Below are 14,695 nucleotides of genomic sequence, written 5' to 3'. Positions count from 1 at the left end.
GTGTCAGCGGTGGCCTTACGGCGATTCGGCGGTTCGGGCGTGGCTCATGTGTTCGAGCCGCCATCCAGCCGCTGGCGCAGGGCGTCGGCCTGCGCGACCACACCGCGGAGCGCCGTCTCGGCGTTGCGGGCGTCGTCGGTGGCGGTGCGCAGGGCATCGGTCGAGGGCGGGGGCCCTTGGGGGCCACGCGGGCCCGGCTGCCCCTGACGGCCTCGCTCACCCCGGGGTCCGGCCGCACCCTGACGACCGCGTTCGCCTCGCGTGCCGCGCCGTCCCTGCCGTCCCCGGGGGCCTTCCTGTCCGCGCGGGCCGGCCGGCCCCGGCTCCCCGCGCGGGCCGCGGGGCCCGGGACGGCCTTCTCCACCGCCGCCCCCACCGCCGCTGTCGGACTGCCGGGAAAGAACGCCGTACTGGTTGTAGTCCAGACCGAGTTGCTTCTTGATCAGTTCTTCGAAGCTGAAGAGGGAGGGCAGGGAGGCGTTGATGGGAACCCACTCCGCCTTCAGGGCGGTGAGCTCCGACTTGATGCCGTTGAACTCGGTCGGGACCCAGTTGAACAGGCCCTTCCAGTCCTTGACCCAGGCGTCGTCCTCTTTCTCCTTCTTGTCGTCGTAAGCCGATATCGCGTCGTCGATCTGCTTGGTGACATCCGGCTCGTTGTTCTTGTCGTACGCGGTGATCGCCGCATTGATCTCGGTAGTGATCTCCTTCCGGTTCTGGCTCAGCTCTTGCGAGGTGATGTAGTCGGTCATCCGATTCCTCCGTCGGTGAGGCTCCGTCCGAAAACGGCGACGCCCTTCCCCGCGAGGGCGGGGAAGGGCGTCGGGGGTTGGTGCGAATCGGTTCAGGAAAGGGCGCCGGCCACGGCGGCGGCTATGAGGAGGAGGCCGAAGAGTGACTGGACGACCACACCGACTCGGGAACCGAAGGAGTCCAGGTATTCCTGGCTCTCGGCGATCGAGGGCCTGCGCGGGTCGAAGACGACCGGGAACTCGTCGCCCGGATACGGCGCCTCCTTCGGGGCCGTGACGATCACCCACACTTCCTGATCGTCGGCCGCGCGGAAGGAGCAGTTCAGTTTCTCCACCGTCGTGCTGCCTCTGCGGATGCGCTCCTCGCACACCGCGGTCGTCTTGACCCCCTGGGTCCTGAGGCGTCGCTCGCGCAGTTGCTTCGGGATGAACAGGAGCGCCGTGACGCCGAAGGGCACGGAGATGATCAGGAAGGGGATGCCGTAGTTCGTCGCGCTCGCCAGTGCCATGTGCACGTCTTTTCCTCCCCTGGTGGGCCGCGATGTGCGGTGCCGCAGCTTACAAGCGGGGGGATGCGAGGGGGTTCCGTTCGGCTGCGCCGGGTGCGTCCATGACACGGTGGGGGAGTGGCCGGTGCCGCCTCCGAACTGTGCCGCGTGCCCTCACGGTTGCCGGGAACGCACCCGCCGCGCCTCCGTCAGTGCGTCCGACCAGCCGGCCGCGTAGGCGCGGGACTCCCGGGCGAGCAGTTCCTCGTACACCCGGTCCACCAGGGCCTCGCGGTCGGGGGCCGTGGTGTGCAGGAGGTGGGCGAGGCGGGTGTAGGTGTCGATCGGCTGCTTCGGGGAGTTGCTCGTGCCAGTCGCCATGTCGGCCTGCTTTCCGGTCTGTCCGCTGGGCTGTGGTACAGGTGGCGCCTCTGGGGCGTTCGAAACGCGTGTTCGAACTAGTGTACGAGTAATCCTGTGGTGCCGTTCCGTGTTTGTCGAGGACTCTCCGTCGCATCGCGGGCCGGACCTGCGGTGATGCGGGGTGCGGTGGAGGTTGTGTCAGGTGGGTGGAGTAGGATCCGGCCGGTTCTTACGTCGGTGAATAGGGAGTGAACGAGCAGGCCCGGCAGGTGATCTGAGGGGCCGTCGGGCGACGGTGGACGGCGACGGGGCGGCCGTCCTCGCGCGGGGGGGCGCGATGGGGCAAGGACGAGAGCAGGGCATCACGGGGTGGACGGCGACGCGAGCAACGCGCGACATGATCATGTGATCGATTGGCTCGAACAGGCCTCAGACCTGCCGCACCTCATCGCCCGCGTGTCCGAACTCGTGCTCCGTCTCGGCCACGACCCCAGCGACCTCGTCGTCCTGTCCCGTGCCGAACTCGACCGACGGGAGATGGCCGCCTACAGCGCGGGCTGGGCCGACGTGGTCGCCGAGCAACTCCCCGCGATCCGGCGCGCGTACGAGGAGCGGATCACCGCCGCCTACCTCCAGGGGCAGGAGGACGCCCGCACCGGCCGCCGGCCGCGCCGGGCCCGCCGGCCCGACGGCGCATCGGGCGGCGAGGTGATCCCGCTGCCGTACGTCCAGCTGCTGCGGCCCCCCAGCGAGGTGACGCGCGTCGAGGCGCGCGGCGAGCGGGAGCGGTCGGTGGCCGACGGGACGCCGGTGCCCGTTCCGCCGGCCCGGACGCCGGCGGAGGACCCTCCGGGCGACCGGGGCGGCGACGCCTCGGGCGACTTCCTGCTCTCCGCCCGCGAGGTGCGCGAGAAGCGGCCGACTCCCTCGGAACGGCGCCCGGTGGTCCGCCGCAACGGCCGCCCCAGCGTGCCCCCGCTGGACCGGCCCGGGGAGACCGGGCCGGGGAGCGCGGGGAGCGGACGGGACCGGGGACGGCGGCCGGAACCCGGTGACCGGTCGTCGGCGGAGCCGGCCGACCCCACGGGCGCCGTGGGTGACGAACGGCGCCGCCTGTCGGACCGGGCCCGTGCTCTCGCCGACGACCTGGAGGGCCGGGCCGGCGGACGTCGGCGGGACGAGCAACCGGGGGCGCCGGGTCCGCGCTGAGCCGCCGGGTGCGGTGGGCCGACGCGTGGCCCGGCCGTCCCGGACCCGTCCTGCCGCACGCGGACCCTCGTCGACCGGGCGCGGGGGCGGGACGGTCCGGCGGTCCGGCGGTCCCGCTCGCGTGCGGCCCGGAGTCAGCCGAAGAACCGCGCCAGTTGGGCGGCGGACGGCGCCCCGCCCCGGCCGTCGTTCCCGTCGGGGGCCCGGTCTCCCCGCGGGGCGTCCGGACCGGACGGCGTACCGGTGGACACGTCCGCGTCCCCGTCGTCCGCCCCGTCGTCCGTCCCGTCGCCCGGCCGTGGCACCGGCACCGGAGGCTCCGGCTGGTCCCCGTCCTCGGCGGTGTTGACGCAGGCGAACATCCAGTTGGCGGCCGCCAGATGGTCCACGACGGCGGCCAGCAGATGGTCCGTCACCGACCACTCGGCGCCTTCCCCGTACAGGTCCCGGTTGACGGCACTGTCCCGTGGCAGGTGCTTGATGAGCACCGCGAGCCGCCGCGCGGAGAGGCGGTCGCGGTGCCAGTCGAGCAGGTCGATGCCGTAGTAGCGGAGCAGGTCCGCTTCGAGGGCCTCGGCGTGTTCGTCGACGAACCCGACGAGGCTCAGCCTTCCCCCAGGCCGAGCCCGGTCTCCTTGCCGTAGGCCTCCAGGATGGCGGCGATGTCCTGCATGGTGATCTCGTGCTGGGCGAAGCGGGCGAACTGCTCCTCGCCCATCAGCAGGCCGAGCAGTCCGTCGACGTCGTTGTCGTCGAGCTCGCGCAGGGCGCGGGCGGTGGCGCGGGTCAGCTCGGTGGGCAGCGTGAAGGTGTCGCCGTCGAGCTCGAACGACCAGGTGCGGCCGAGGGCTTCGAGGCGCTGGGCGCGGGCGGCGTTGACGTCGAAACGGGCCATGGTGATGCGTGCTCCTTGGAGTCCGGGAAGCCTGCTGGGAAGCCTGGGGAAAAGAGGGGGTGGGGCCCGGGGCGGGGCGGGGCCGGGTGGGCCCCGCCCCGCCCCGGTGGGTCAGGACGCGGCGTACGAGGCGTCCTTCATCACGAAGCTGGCGAGCGACGAGCCGTCGGTGGCCGCCATCGCCGTGAAGGTGATGCCGAGCTGGGCCGGCGACTTGCGGGCCAGCTTGATGTCGTCCGCCGCCGTGACCTGGCCGCGCGGGATGCCGAAGCGGTAGGTCACACCGGCGTTGTCGCCGGCCCGGACGTCCGTGAACTCCAGGCCGAGGGCGCGCACGTCGGCGTACGGGCGGTCGGCGATGTCGTACTTGTAGACGCCCGTGGAGCCGGTGACGGCCTCGACGGCGCCGCCGCCCATGAAGAACGGCAGCGTGTCCTCGTTGAACTGGAGCAGCGAGAACTTCAGGGTCAGGTCGCGGTCCGAGTACACGAAGTGCACCGGGCTGACGGCCTGCCACACGTCGACCGGCTCCAGCTTGTCCTTCTTGCTGAAGGTGACGCCCTCGCCGTTGGTGAAGCCGAGGTCCTTCCAGCCGGTCGCCCAGTCGGTGGACGGGTCGGCGGAGAAGGTCGTCGGGATCTCGGTGTCGGCGGTGGCGACGTAGAGCCGGCCGACTCCGGCGATGCGGATCTCGGAGGAGTTGGTGCCTGCCATGGTGGGTCTCCTTGTAGAGGGGTGGTGCCTGGGGGTGGGATGCCGTCCCGGAGGGCTCCGGGTACGGCGAAGGCCCCGCCGGTTCGGCGGGGCCTTCGGTCTGTGGGGCGGGTCCGCTCGGGCGAGCCGGGCCCGGACGCGTCAGTAGACGTCCAGGTACACCTTGTGCACGCTCACGTAGCGGTTGGCCGCGGAGTAGAGGTAGTCGGGCAGCCAGCGCGGGCCGTCCTCCTCGACCACCTCGGTGATGAGGTTGGTGCCGTAGCGGTTGCCGGCGGCGGCCATCAGCGCGCGGCGGGCCGCGTTGGCCAGGACGTGCGCGGCCTGCTTGGTCGGGCCGTACACCTCCATCTCGATCAGCGGCTGGTCGACGTGGAGTTCGCCGACCCAGGCGCCGCCGCGCCGGTTGACGAGCACGGCGGCGGTCGTGCCGTCGAAGCTCTCGGGCGGTTCCACGGCGACGAGCGCCGTGGACAGGGCCGAGTCGGCCTCCAGGATGTCGACGACCAGGGCCTCGACGTCCGGGAAGGCGCTCGGTGGGGTGGGTGTGGTCATGTGCCGGGTCACCTCGCCGGGAAGAAGGGGAAGGCCGCCGGGCGGGCGCCGCGAGAGGGGCGGGGAGGACGCGGCGCCTCGGCCCGGCGTACGGCGACGGGTGCGGCCCGCGTCGCGGGCACAGCTCCGCCGCTGCACCAACTGTGACAGACGAGCGTGCGCGCACGCAACTAAATCGGCGTGGTAGTTGCGAGGGGAGGTGCCGGAGGGGCGGAAGTGCAGGTGGGGGAGGCGGGGAGCGGCGGATGCGGTGTGGCCGGTGGGGCCTGTGGGGTGTGACGAGTGGCGAGTGGGGAGTGGCGAGTGGGGAGTGGCGAGTGGGGAGTGGCGGTCGGGAGGTGGGGCGTGCGGGGCGGGGAGTGGGGAGGTCGGGCGTGCGTCGGAGAGCAGGGAGGAGGTCACGCCCGCGGGTGCGGTCGTGGCCGTCGGACGGGCCCCCGTCGGCCCACGGGTGCTCGTCGATCGGGCCGTCCGCCGGGTCGGGTCAGTCGGTGGCGGGGGAGGTGCCCGTTGCCGCCGCCTCCATCAGCACCCGCCCGTCGTGCGCGCCGGCCGCGGCCACGGCTTCGGTCGCCGTCCCCGTCTCCGCCTCGGCCTCGCTCGGGAGGAACTGCTCCACGACTCTGACGAACATCTCCCGCCGGTCGGCGGGAACGCCCAGCAGATCGGCCACCTCCTCCAGGGTCGGCCGCCGGCCGAACTCGGCGCTCGGGGTGGGGGACGCCAAGTAGTCGTGGGGGTCGGCCAGTTCCTCGGCGGTCAGCCGGCCGGAGCGGATGAGCATGTCGCGGACCGGCACGCCCAGCACGCGGGCGAGCCGGCGGGTGGTCTCGAGGTCCGGCATGCTCTGGCGCTGCAACAGGCGGGTGACGGCGGCGCGGTGGACGCCCGCCTCGTCCGCGATCCGGGACTTCCCGCCGCCGCGCGGGCTGTCGATGTCGTAGCCGCGGTCGCGCATCAGGTCTTCGACCCAAGCCGCGAACGCGTCCAGATCCTGGCTGGTCATCTGTGTGCTCGCTTCCTTCGGAGGCGACAAAGTTTAGCTTGCTTGCGCGCACGGAATTACGTGCTCTCGTGCAAGCACTTAGGAAAAGTGGTGTGTTTTGCGGAGGTCTGGTGGGGGCGGATGCGTGGTCGGCGCGGAGGGAGGTGGCTCCTGGGCGGTAGGTGATCCATAGTTATTGCGAGCGCGCACGCAATCTGTACTCTGGAGGGCGTTGTCCGCAGCACGGCTCGTTCTCCGACCCCGTCAGGGAGGCTCCATGTCCGTTCCCGACTCGTGTCCACCGGCTCGCCCACGTCCGTCCCAGCCCCGTCCCCCCGGCACGCGCGTCTCCGACAGCGTGGCCTGGCAGTCCGCGGCGGCCTGCGTCGGACTGCCCCCGCGCGTGATCTTCGCCAAGAAGGCCAAGGAGGCCGCCCCCGCGCTGCGCGCCTGCGCCGGCTGCACGGTGCGCCGCGCCTGTGAGGAGGCGGTGGCACCGGCGGAGAACTGGTTCGACGGCGTCTGCGGAGGCCGCCTGTGGCGCTCGGGCCGCCCGGTCGCCGTACCGGCCCAGCTCGCGCCTGCGTCCCCGCACATGCCCGCGCTCAGAGGAGGCCTCCTTGGCTGACAACCGCCCGGACGCCGGTGGAACGCCCCCGAGGCACCCCGCCGACGCCGACCACGCCAAGGACCACCCGCACGATCCACGCCCCGCGGACTCCCGTCCCGGCCGCCCGGATCACTCCTCCGGCCCGGTGGCCCCCCGTTCCGGCTTCCCGGACTCGCGTTCCGGCTTCCCGGCCCCCCGATCCCGCCGCCCGGAACGGCACCCCGCCGACGCCCGCCTCCGCCCGGACCCGCGCCCGGCCGACGCCCGCGCTACTTCTCCGGGCCCCGCCGACGCCCGCGGTACCCATCCGCGGCCCGCCGATCCCCACCCCGCCGGTCCCCACTCCGCCACCACCACCCAGACCGCCCTCTGGATCACCCAGCTCCTCCAGCAACTCCCCGAACTCGCCGCCGAGCTCGTCCCCGGCCGTACCGCCCCCACCCACCGCCCGGCGCCGGCGCCCCCCGCCGACCTCGCCGACCGCCTCCGCGCGGAGCGCGAGGAGGCGCTGCTCCTCCAGCAGCAGCACGGACTCGTCGCCCCCGGCCACAGCGCGGCACCCCTCCGGCTGCACGTCTCGGACGCCCTCCGTGACATCTCCGACGGCGTGGTGGAACTGGAGGAAGCCGTACGGGACCGCCTCGGCCTGCCCCGCGCGCGCCGCGCACCCGTGCCGGAGCGGCTGCGGCGGATCGCCGCCCTCCTCGACGGCATCGGCGCCGACCCCGTCCTGGCCGCGCACGTGCGCGACGAGACCCGGCGGATGGCGCGCCGCTGCGCCCGTGCGCTGGGGGACACCGAGACCGTCGTACGGGTGTCCGGGCGGTGCCCCTGGTGCGACTCGGTGTCGCTGCGGGTCTTCCCCGACCGCGGCGCCGTCCTGTGCATCAACCCGGCCTGCCGCTGCCCGGAGCCGGACTGCGGCTGTCACGACGATCCCGCCTACCGGCACACCTGGGACGAGAACGAATGGGAGGCGGCGGCCCGGTGAGCGGCACGCGGAACGCAAGCCCTGAACGGCCTGAACGGCCTGAACGGCCTGAACGGCCTGAACGGCCTGAACGGCCTGAACGGTCTCAACGGTCTCAACGGTCTCAACGGTCCGAGAGGTCTGAACGGGCCGCACGGTCCGAACAGCCCACCCTCATCCCCGGCCCCCTGGCCGCCCAGGAGGTCGGCGTCGCCCCCGCCACCATCCGCAAGTGGGTGCAGCTGGGCCACCTGAGACCGGCCGGCAAGGCGGGCCGGGCGCAGCTCTTCCGGCTGGAGGACGTCTTCGCCGCCGAACGCGTGGCCCGGGGCACGGCGAGACGCGTGCGGTGAGTCGCGTGCGGTGAGAACGCCCGAGTGCCCGCACGCCCGTTCGTGCCGGGGCGGAATCGGTGGTTCGCGCGGGGGAACCATCGCGAGGCCCGGAGCGTAGGGGAATGATGGAGGCATTCAAGCCGTCCGGGGGAGGTGCCCGTGTCGTACCCGTCGCCATGGCAGCCGTGGCAGCCGTGGCAGCAGGCGCAGCAGGCGCAGAGCAGTCCGGTCATGCTCGCGTCCCACGCGGATCGCGAGCGCGCCGTGGACGTGCTCAGAGCGGGGTTCGCCGAGGGACGCCTCCAGCAGGCCGAGTTCGACCGGCGGGTGGCGCGGGCGTACGAGGCACGGACGGTCGGCGAGCTGTCCCTGCTGGTCGCCGACCTTCCGCAGGGTCCGGTGGCGATACAGCCCGCCGCCCCGCCGGTCCAGGCGTACCCGCCGTACCCGGCGGTGCCACGGACGTTCCTGCCCGCACCGCCCCCGCCCACCAACGGCAAGGCGGTGGGCGCCATGGTCTGCGGTGTCCTCACCACGATGACGATGGGCGTCACCGGCATCCCCGCGGTGATCCTCGGGCACTCCGCCCGCGCCGAGATCCGCCGGACCGGCGAGGGCGGTGACGGCTTCGCCCTGGCCGGCCTCGTCCTGGGCTGGCTGTCGGTCGCGGGCTGGGTGGTGTTCCTGGTGATCCTTCTCCTGGCGGCGGTCACCTCCCCCTGACCGCCGCACACACCCCACGGCCCCCGCCGGCCCCGTACCCCCGTGGTCCGGCGCCGGACGGCGGGCCGCCCGCCCTACGGAATCCCCAGCTCGAACATCACGTAGTGCGCGTACCACCCCGACGCCACCGCCGCCGTCGAGAAGAACACGGCCAGGCTCGGCCACTTCAGCCGGCCCATCGCCGCCGCCGGGGCCAGCAGCAGCGGGAAGCAGGGCAGCAGGTAACGCGGGGTGTTGCCGAACATCTGCTGGGTGCCCAGGACGGTGACGATGCTCGCCAGCGCGTACGCGACCAGCACCAGCGGCGGCTTCCTGCGCAGCATCAGCGCGACCAGGAAGGGCAGTGCCAGCACCAGCTGTACGGCGATGAGGTCGGGGACGGAGAAGGCGAACAGGTAGTCGTGCCGGCCGACGGCCGTGTCGCCCAGGACGTCGAGCGTGTAGGCGCCGAAGTCGAAGTAGTGCGCCCACCCCTCGCGCTGGAGCGTGAAGTACGCGGTCAGGTCGCCCATGCTCAGGCCGACCCAGGCGACGTAGGTGAGCAGGCCGAGCGGCGCGGCGACCATGGCGTACACCGGCCCCACCACCCCGTGCTCGCGTCTGCCCTCCCGCCGGGCCAGCGTCACCAGCGCGGCGAGCCCGACCGCGCCGATGAGCGCGGCGGAGGTGGGCCGGTTCAGGCCGGCCACGAAGGCGAGCAGCCCGGCCGCCACCCAGCGGTGGCGCATCACGCAGTAGCAGCACCAGGCCGCTATCGCCACGAACAGGGACTCCGAGTACACCGCCCACTCGACGCCCGCGCCGGGCGCCACGGCCCACAGCCCGGCGGCGATCGTCCCCGCGCGGGCGCCCGCGAGCAGCGAGACGACGGCGTAGATCCCGGCGGCCGCGACGAACGAGGCGATGACGGAGACCAGGATCCCGGACCCGAACAGGCCGAGCCCCGTCACCTCCGACACCCCCCGTATCAGGCCCGGGTAGAGCGGGAAGAACGCGACGGAGTTCTGCTTGACGGTGAACAGACCGCCGGGGTCGAGCGGCTCCAGCGGGCGCGGGTCGTAGCCCTTCTCGGCGACCTGGAGGTACCACCAGCCGTCCCAGGTGGAGAGGACGTCCCACCAGTGGGCGCCGCCGCCGAACCGCGGCTCCTTCTTCCGGTAGTCCCCGGCGGTCTCCAGCAGGACCGCGAAGACGGTCAGCCCGACGAGCTTGGTGACGCCGTAAAGGATCAACGGGGCCAGGTACGGTCGTACACCGGCCGGCAGGGTCGGGCGGCGCACGCTCCGGGGCCGCGTCTTCCGCTCGTCCGGCACGGCGGGATCCGCCGCCGCGCCGCTGGAAGCCGTGCTCATGAGTGTGGACCCCCCTCGGCCCCGATCACCGGACCCCCGAGGAGGGGCGTTGTCCGGATGATCGCGAAGTGTCAGTCATAAGATCGCAACAGACTCGCACATGCGCGCCACAGGTTGGGGGAGGGGCGGTGGCCGAAGCAGTGGATTCCCCGGACACGACGGCCGGACCGACCGTCTTGTCGGTCGTCATACCCGTGTACAACGAGGAAGAGGTCCTTCCCGCGCTGGTCAGCCGGTTGCGCCCGGTCCTCGCCGACCTCGGCGTCGACTACGAGGTGGTCGCCGTCGACGACGGCAGCACCGACCGCACCGCCGAACTGCTCGCGGCCTTCCGGCTCGGCTGGCCGCAGCTGCGCGTGATCGGCCTGCGCCGCAACTCCGGCCACCAGGCCGCCCTCACCGCCGGCCTGGACCGCGCGCTCGGCGCGTACGTGGTCAGCCTCGACGCCGACCTCCAGGACCCGCCCGAGAAGATCCCCGACATGCTCGCCCTGGCCCGCGCCGAGGGCCTCGACATCGTCTACGGCATCCGGACCGACCGCACCAGCGACACCGGGTTCAAGCGGTGGACGGCCGGCCTGTACTACCGTCTCGTCCGCCGCCTCGCCGGGCCCTCGGTCCCCGCCCAGGCGGGCGACTTCCGGCTGCTCAGCCGGGCCGCCGTCGACGCGCTGAAGTCCCTGCCGGACCAGCAGCGCGTCTACCGCCTGCTGGTGCCGTGGCTCGGCTTCCCCAGCGGCCGCGTCACCTACGAACGCGCCCCGCGCCCGGCGGGCCGCAGCAAGTACCCCCTGGGCCGGATGATCCGGCTGGCGCTCGACAGCGTCACCGGCTTCTCCGCGGCCCCCCTGCGCATCGCCACCTGGCTGGGCGGCGTCGCCTTCCTGGTCTGCCTGGGGCTGATGGTCTACACCCTCGGCGCCCACGCCTTCGACCACACCGTCCCCGGCTGGACCTCCCTCTTCACCGGGGTCCTGTTCATCGGCGCCGTCCAGCTGATCTGCGTGGGCCTGCTCGGCGAGTACGTCGGCCGCATCTACACCGCCGTACAGAACCGCCCGACGTACTTCGTGGGCCACGACACGGCGATGCCCTCCGCCACGGAGACGCTGCCGACGCCGACGCCGACGCCGATGCTGCCAGCGGCACAGGCGGCACAGGTCGCATCGGTGGCATCGGTGGCACGGGCACCATCGGTGCCCTCTCCGCCATCGGGGGCGCATGAAAGCACACTCGGCGGCTGAGATCCCTCCCGACACGCGTCCGATCCACCACAAGATCCGGCTCGACGGGCCGGCGGCCCTTCCGCCCGCCGGTCCGCCGTGCGCGGGGACGGTCACCGGCGCCTCCGCGAACCCGCAGATCACGCGGCCCGCCGGTCACGGTCCGCCGGGGGCATCGCTTTTGTTTTGACCGGAGAGATTGCGCTGGGTACGCTCAGACCTTGTGCCTGGGGTGTGCCCTGGCCCTCGTGCGTGCCTTCGACCGCACCGGGGCCGAGAGCGGCCACCGTGATCCGCGCCTCTTTCTGCCTCGCGGCGGAAGTCCGCGGGATTCGACACACCCGACCGCGTGGGTCGGCGAAGTTCCAGGTTAGCTGTACAAATCGGCACACAGAAACCGGAGAAGTAGTGCCTACGATCCAGCAGCTGGTCCGTAAGGGCCGGCAGGACAAGGTCGAGAAGAACAAGACGCCCGCACTCGAGGGTTCCCCTCAGCGCCGCGGCGTCTGCACGCGTGTGTTCACGACCACCCCGAAGAAGCCGAACTCGGCCCTGCGTAAGGTCGCGCGTGTGCGTCTGACCAGCGGGATCGAGGTCACCGCTTACATTCCGGGTGAGGGACACAACCTGCAGGAGCACTCCATCGTGCTCGTGCGTGGTGGCCGTGTGAAGGACCTGCCGGGTGTTCGCTACAAGATCATCCGCGGTTCGCTTGACACCCAGGGTGTGAAGAACCGCAAGCAGGCCCGCAGCCGCTACGGCGCCAAGAAGGAGAAGTAAGAATGCCTCGTAAGGGCCCCGCCCCGAAGCGCCCGGTCATCATCGACCCGGTCTACGGTTCTCCTCTTGTCACGTCGCTCATCAACAAGGTGCTGCTGAACGGCAAGCGCTCCACCGCCGAGCGCATCGTCTACGGCGCCATGGAGGGCCTGCGCGAGAAGACCGGCAACGACCCGGTCATCACGCTGAAGCGCGCTCTCGAGAACATCAAGCCGACCATCGAGGTCAAGTCCCGCCGTGTCGGTGGCGCGACCTACCAGGTCCCGGTCGAGGTCAAGCCCGGCCGCGCGAGCACCCTGGCGCTGCGCTGGCTCGTCGGTTACTCCCGCGCCCGTCGCGAGAAGACCATGACCGAGCGCCTGCTCAACGAGCTTCTCGACGCGTCCAACGGCCTCGGTGCCGCTGTGAAGAAGCGCGAGGACACGCACAAGATGGCCGAGTCCAACAAGGCCTTCGCGCACTACCGCTGGTAGTCGCTACCCACATCGAGACCGAGAGAAGACTGAAGCCTTATGGCTACCACTTCACTTGACCTGGCCAAGGTCCGCAACATCGGGATCATGGCCCACATCGACGCGGGCAAGACGACCACCACCGAGCGGATCCTGTTCTACACCGGTGTGTCTTACAAGATCGGTGAGGTCCACGACGGCGCTGCCACCATGGACTGGATGGAGCAGGAGCAGGAGCGTGGCATCACGATCACCTCTGCTGCCACCACCTGTCACTGGCCGCTGGCCGACGTCGATCACACCATCAACATCATCGACACCCCGGGGCACGTCGACTTCACCGTCGAGGTGGAGCGTTCCCTGCGGGTGCTCGACGGTGCCGTGACGGTGTTCGACGGCGTGGCCGGCGTCGAGCCCCAGTCCGAGACGGTGTGGCGTCAGGCGGACCGCTACGGCGTCCCGCGCATCTGCTTCGTGAACAAGCTCGACCGCACCGGCGCCGAGTTCCACCGCTGCGTCGACATGATCAGCGACCGCCTGGGCGCGCAGCCGCTCGTCATGCAGCTGCCGATCGGTGCCGAGGCCGACTTCAAGGGCGTCGTCGACCTCGTCACGATGAAGGCGTTCGTCTGGTCCGCCGAGGCGACCAAGGGCGAGATGTACGACATCGTCGACATCCCGGACACCCACACCGAGGCTGCCGAGGAGTACCGCGGCAAGCTGATCGAGGCCGTGGCCGAGAACGACGAAGAGATCATGGAGCTGTACCTGGAGGGCGAGGAGCCCTCCGTGGAGCAGCTGTACGCCGCGATCCGTCGCATCACCATCGCGTCCGGCAAGTCCACGGACACCACGGTCACCCCGGTGTTCTGCGGCACCGCGTTCAAGAACAAGGGCGTCCAGCCCCTGCTCGACGCGGTCGTGCGCTACCTCCCGTCCCCGCTCGACGTCGAGGCCATCGAGGGCCACGACGTCAAGGACCCGGAGACGGTCGTCAAGCGCAAGCCGTCCGACGACGAGCCGCTGTCCGCGCTGGCGTTCAAGATCATGAGCGACCCGCACCTCGGCAAGCTCACCTTCGTCCGCGTGTACTCCGGCCGCCTGGAGTCCGGCACCGCCGTGCTGAACTCCGTCAAGGGCAAGAAGGAGCGCATCGGCAAGATCTACCGCATGCACGCGAACAAGCGTGAGGAGATCGACGCGGTGGGCGCCGGCGACATCGTCGCCGTCATGGGTCTGAAGCAGACCACGACCGGTGAGACGCTCTGCGACGACAAGCAGCCGGTGATCCTGGAGTCCATGGACTTCCCGGCGCCGGTCATCCAGGTCGCCATCGAGCCCAAGTCCAAGGGCGACCAGGAGAAGCTCGGCGTCGCGATCCAGCGCCTGGCCGAGGAGGACCCGTCCTTCCAGGTCCACTCGGACGAGGAGACCGGCCAGACCATCATCGGTGGTATGGGCGAGCTGCACCTCGAGGTGCTGGTCGACCGTATGCGCCGTGAGTTCAAGGTCGAGGCCAACGTCGGCAAGCCGCAGGTCGCCTACCGCGAGACCATCCGCAAGGCGGTCGACCGGGTCGACTACACGCACAAGAAGCAGACTGGTGGTACCGGCCAGTTCGCCAAGGTGCAGATCGCGATCGAGCCGATCGAGGGCGGCGACGCCTCGTACGAGTTCGTGAACAAGGTGACCGGTGGCCGCATCCCGAAGGAGTACATCCCTTCGGTGGACGCCGGTGCGCAGGAGGCCATGCAGTTCGGCATCCTCGCCGGTTACGAGATGACCGGCGTGCGCGTCACCCTGCTCGACGGCGCCTACCACGAGGTCGACTCCTCCGAGCTCGCGTTCAAGATCGCCGGTTCGCAGGCCTTCAAGGAGGCCGCGCGCAAGGCCAGCCCCGTGCTGCTCGAGCCGATGATGGCCGTCGAGGTCACCACGCCCGAGGACTACATGGGCGAGGTCATCGGCGACATCAACTCCCGCCGTGGCCAGATCCAGGCCATGGAGGAGCGGGCGGGTGCCCGCGTCGTGAAGGGCCTCGTGCCCCTGTCGGAGATGTTCGGCTACGTCGGCGACCTCCGTAGCAAGACCTCGGGTCGCGCAAGCTACTCGATGCAGTTCGACTCCTACGCCGAGGTTCCGCGGAACGTCGCCGAGGAGATCATCGCGAAGGCCAAGGGCGAGTAACGCACTCCGTGCGCACGCCGTAGGCTTGACACCGGAGCCTCCCGGGCCATTCCTCCGCATTCGTGGCGGGATGGCCCGAGGCCCGGGACCCAACAGCAAAGA

18 protein-coding genes are annotated in these 14,695 nt (G+C 71.4%); 9 read left to right on the top strand and 9 right to left on the bottom strand.

Going from position 1 to position 14,695, the window contains the following annotated elements:
* Positions 1–44 precede the first annotated feature (44 nt).
* The 3 genes from ACZ3KJ_RS10725 to ACZ3KJ_RS10715 all read right to left on the bottom strand — a co-directional run bounded on the left by ACZ3KJ_RS10725 (position 45) and on the right by ACZ3KJ_RS10715 (position 1,621).
* Positions 45–752, bottom strand: coding sequence for a hypothetical protein (locus ACZ3KJ_RS10725; RefSeq protein WP_467526164.1), 708 nt, complete (start codon positions 750–752; stop codon positions 45–47).
* A gap of 92 nt (positions 753–844) precedes the next feature.
* Positions 845–1,261, bottom strand: coding sequence for a DUF3592 domain-containing protein (locus ACZ3KJ_RS10720; protein WP_467526163.1), 417 nt, complete (start codon positions 1,259–1,261; stop codon positions 845–847).
* Positions 1,262–1,414: 153 nt separating this feature from the next.
* Positions 1,415–1,621: a hypothetical protein gene (locus ACZ3KJ_RS10715; protein WP_467526162.1), complete on the bottom strand. Its 207-nt coding sequence runs from the start codon at positions 1,619–1,621 to the stop codon at positions 1,415–1,417.
* 387 nt (positions 1,622–2,008) lie between these two features.
* Between ACZ3KJ_RS10715 and ACZ3KJ_RS10710 the strand changes: the two genes are divergently transcribed.
* Positions 2,009–2,812, top strand: a complete 804-nt coding sequence (locus tag ACZ3KJ_RS10710) for a hypothetical protein (protein WP_467526161.1) — start codon at positions 2,009–2,011, stop codon at positions 2,810–2,812.
* Between the two features lie 134 nt (positions 2,813–2,946).
* Here the strand turns inward: ACZ3KJ_RS10710 and ACZ3KJ_RS10705 are convergent, their stop codons facing one another.
* The 5 genes from ACZ3KJ_RS10705 to ACZ3KJ_RS10685 all read right to left on the bottom strand — a co-directional run bounded on the left by ACZ3KJ_RS10705 (position 2,947) and on the right by ACZ3KJ_RS10685 (position 5,982).
* Complete coding sequence (locus ACZ3KJ_RS10705) at positions 2,947–3,300, bottom strand: hypothetical protein (protein WP_467526160.1); 354 nt, start codon at positions 3,298–3,300, stop codon at positions 2,947–2,949.
* A gap of 116 nt (positions 3,301–3,416) precedes the next feature.
* Positions 3,417–3,707 carry a hypothetical protein gene (locus ACZ3KJ_RS10700; protein ID WP_385066649.1) on the bottom strand — a complete coding sequence of 97 codons (291 nt, stop codon included), beginning with the start codon at positions 3,705–3,707 and terminating at the stop codon, positions 3,417–3,419.
* Positions 3,708–3,818: 111 nt separating this feature from the next.
* Entirely contained in the window at positions 3,819–4,421 is a 603-nt protein-coding gene (locus tag ACZ3KJ_RS10695; RefSeq protein WP_467526159.1) for a phage tail tube protein, read from the bottom strand.
* A gap of 141 nt (positions 4,422–4,562) precedes the next feature.
* A complete protein-coding gene (locus ACZ3KJ_RS10690; protein ID WP_467526158.1) occupies positions 4,563–4,976 on the bottom strand; it encodes a hypothetical protein in 414 nt (137 codons plus the stop codon).
* A gap of 484 nt (positions 4,977–5,460) precedes the next feature.
* Positions 5,461–5,982: a helix-turn-helix domain-containing protein gene (locus tag ACZ3KJ_RS10685; protein ID WP_467526157.1), complete on the bottom strand. Its 522-nt coding sequence runs from the start codon at positions 5,980–5,982 to the stop codon at positions 5,461–5,463.
* Positions 5,983–6,319: 337 nt separating this feature from the next.
* Between ACZ3KJ_RS10685 and ACZ3KJ_RS10680 the strand changes: the two genes are divergently transcribed.
* From ACZ3KJ_RS10680 to ACZ3KJ_RS10665, 4 genes are all read left to right on the top strand, one after another.
* Positions 6,320–6,589, top strand: coding sequence for a WhiB family transcriptional regulator (locus ACZ3KJ_RS10680; RefSeq protein WP_467526156.1), 270 nt, complete (start codon positions 6,320–6,322; stop codon positions 6,587–6,589).
* A complete protein-coding gene (locus tag ACZ3KJ_RS10675) occupies positions 6,582–7,562 on the top strand; it encodes a hypothetical protein (protein ID WP_467526155.1) in 981 nt (326 codons plus the stop codon). The genes ACZ3KJ_RS10680 and ACZ3KJ_RS10675 overlap by 8 nt, the downstream gene beginning before the upstream one ends.
* 155 nt (positions 7,563–7,717) lie before the next feature.
* Positions 7,718–7,894 carry a MerR family transcriptional regulator gene (locus tag ACZ3KJ_RS10670; protein WP_467526363.1) on the top strand — a complete coding sequence of 59 codons (177 nt, stop codon included), beginning with the start codon at positions 7,718–7,720 and terminating at the stop codon, positions 7,892–7,894.
* 141 nt (positions 7,895–8,035) lie between these two features.
* Positions 8,036–8,599: a DUF1707 and DUF4190 domain-containing protein gene (locus ACZ3KJ_RS10665; RefSeq protein ID WP_467526154.1), complete on the top strand. Its 564-nt coding sequence runs from the start codon at positions 8,036–8,038 to the stop codon at positions 8,597–8,599.
* 74 nt (positions 8,600–8,673) lie between these two features.
* Here the strand turns inward: ACZ3KJ_RS10665 and ACZ3KJ_RS10660 are convergent, their stop codons facing one another.
* Complete coding sequence (locus ACZ3KJ_RS10660) at positions 8,674–9,951, bottom strand: hypothetical protein (protein ID WP_467526153.1); 1,278 nt, start codon at positions 9,949–9,951, stop codon at positions 8,674–8,676.
* Between the two features lie 128 nt (positions 9,952–10,079).
* Between ACZ3KJ_RS10660 and ACZ3KJ_RS10655 the strand changes: the two genes are divergently transcribed.
* The 4 genes from ACZ3KJ_RS10655 to fusA all read left to right on the top strand — a co-directional run bounded on the left by ACZ3KJ_RS10655 (position 10,080) and on the right by fusA (position 14,593).
* Positions 10,080–11,195 (top strand): glycosyltransferase family 2 protein, encoded by a 1,116-nt coding sequence (locus ACZ3KJ_RS10655; protein WP_467526152.1) that lies wholly within the window; start codon positions 10,080–10,082, stop codon positions 11,193–11,195.
* A gap of 387 nt (positions 11,196–11,582) precedes the next feature.
* Complete coding sequence (rpsL, locus tag ACZ3KJ_RS10650; RefSeq protein WP_003948652.1) at positions 11,583–11,954, top strand: 30S ribosomal protein S12; 372 nt, start codon at positions 11,583–11,585, stop codon at positions 11,952–11,954.
* 2 nt (positions 11,955–11,956) lie between these two features.
* Positions 11,957–12,427 (top strand): 30S ribosomal protein S7, encoded by a 471-nt coding sequence (gene rpsG, locus ACZ3KJ_RS10645; protein WP_030788318.1) that lies wholly within the window; start codon positions 11,957–11,959, stop codon positions 12,425–12,427.
* A gap of 39 nt (positions 12,428–12,466) precedes the next feature.
* Positions 12,467–14,593: an elongation factor G gene (gene fusA / locus ACZ3KJ_RS10640; RefSeq protein ID WP_467526151.1), complete on the top strand. Its 2,127-nt coding sequence runs from the start codon at positions 12,467–12,469 to the stop codon at positions 14,591–14,593.
* Positions 14,594–14,695 lie beyond the last annotated feature (102 nt).

The organism is Streptomyces sp. NPDC003248 (assembly GCF_055563235.1).
Note: the sequence above shows the minus strand (reverse complement) of the source record. Positions and strands in the feature narration are given on the sequence as shown.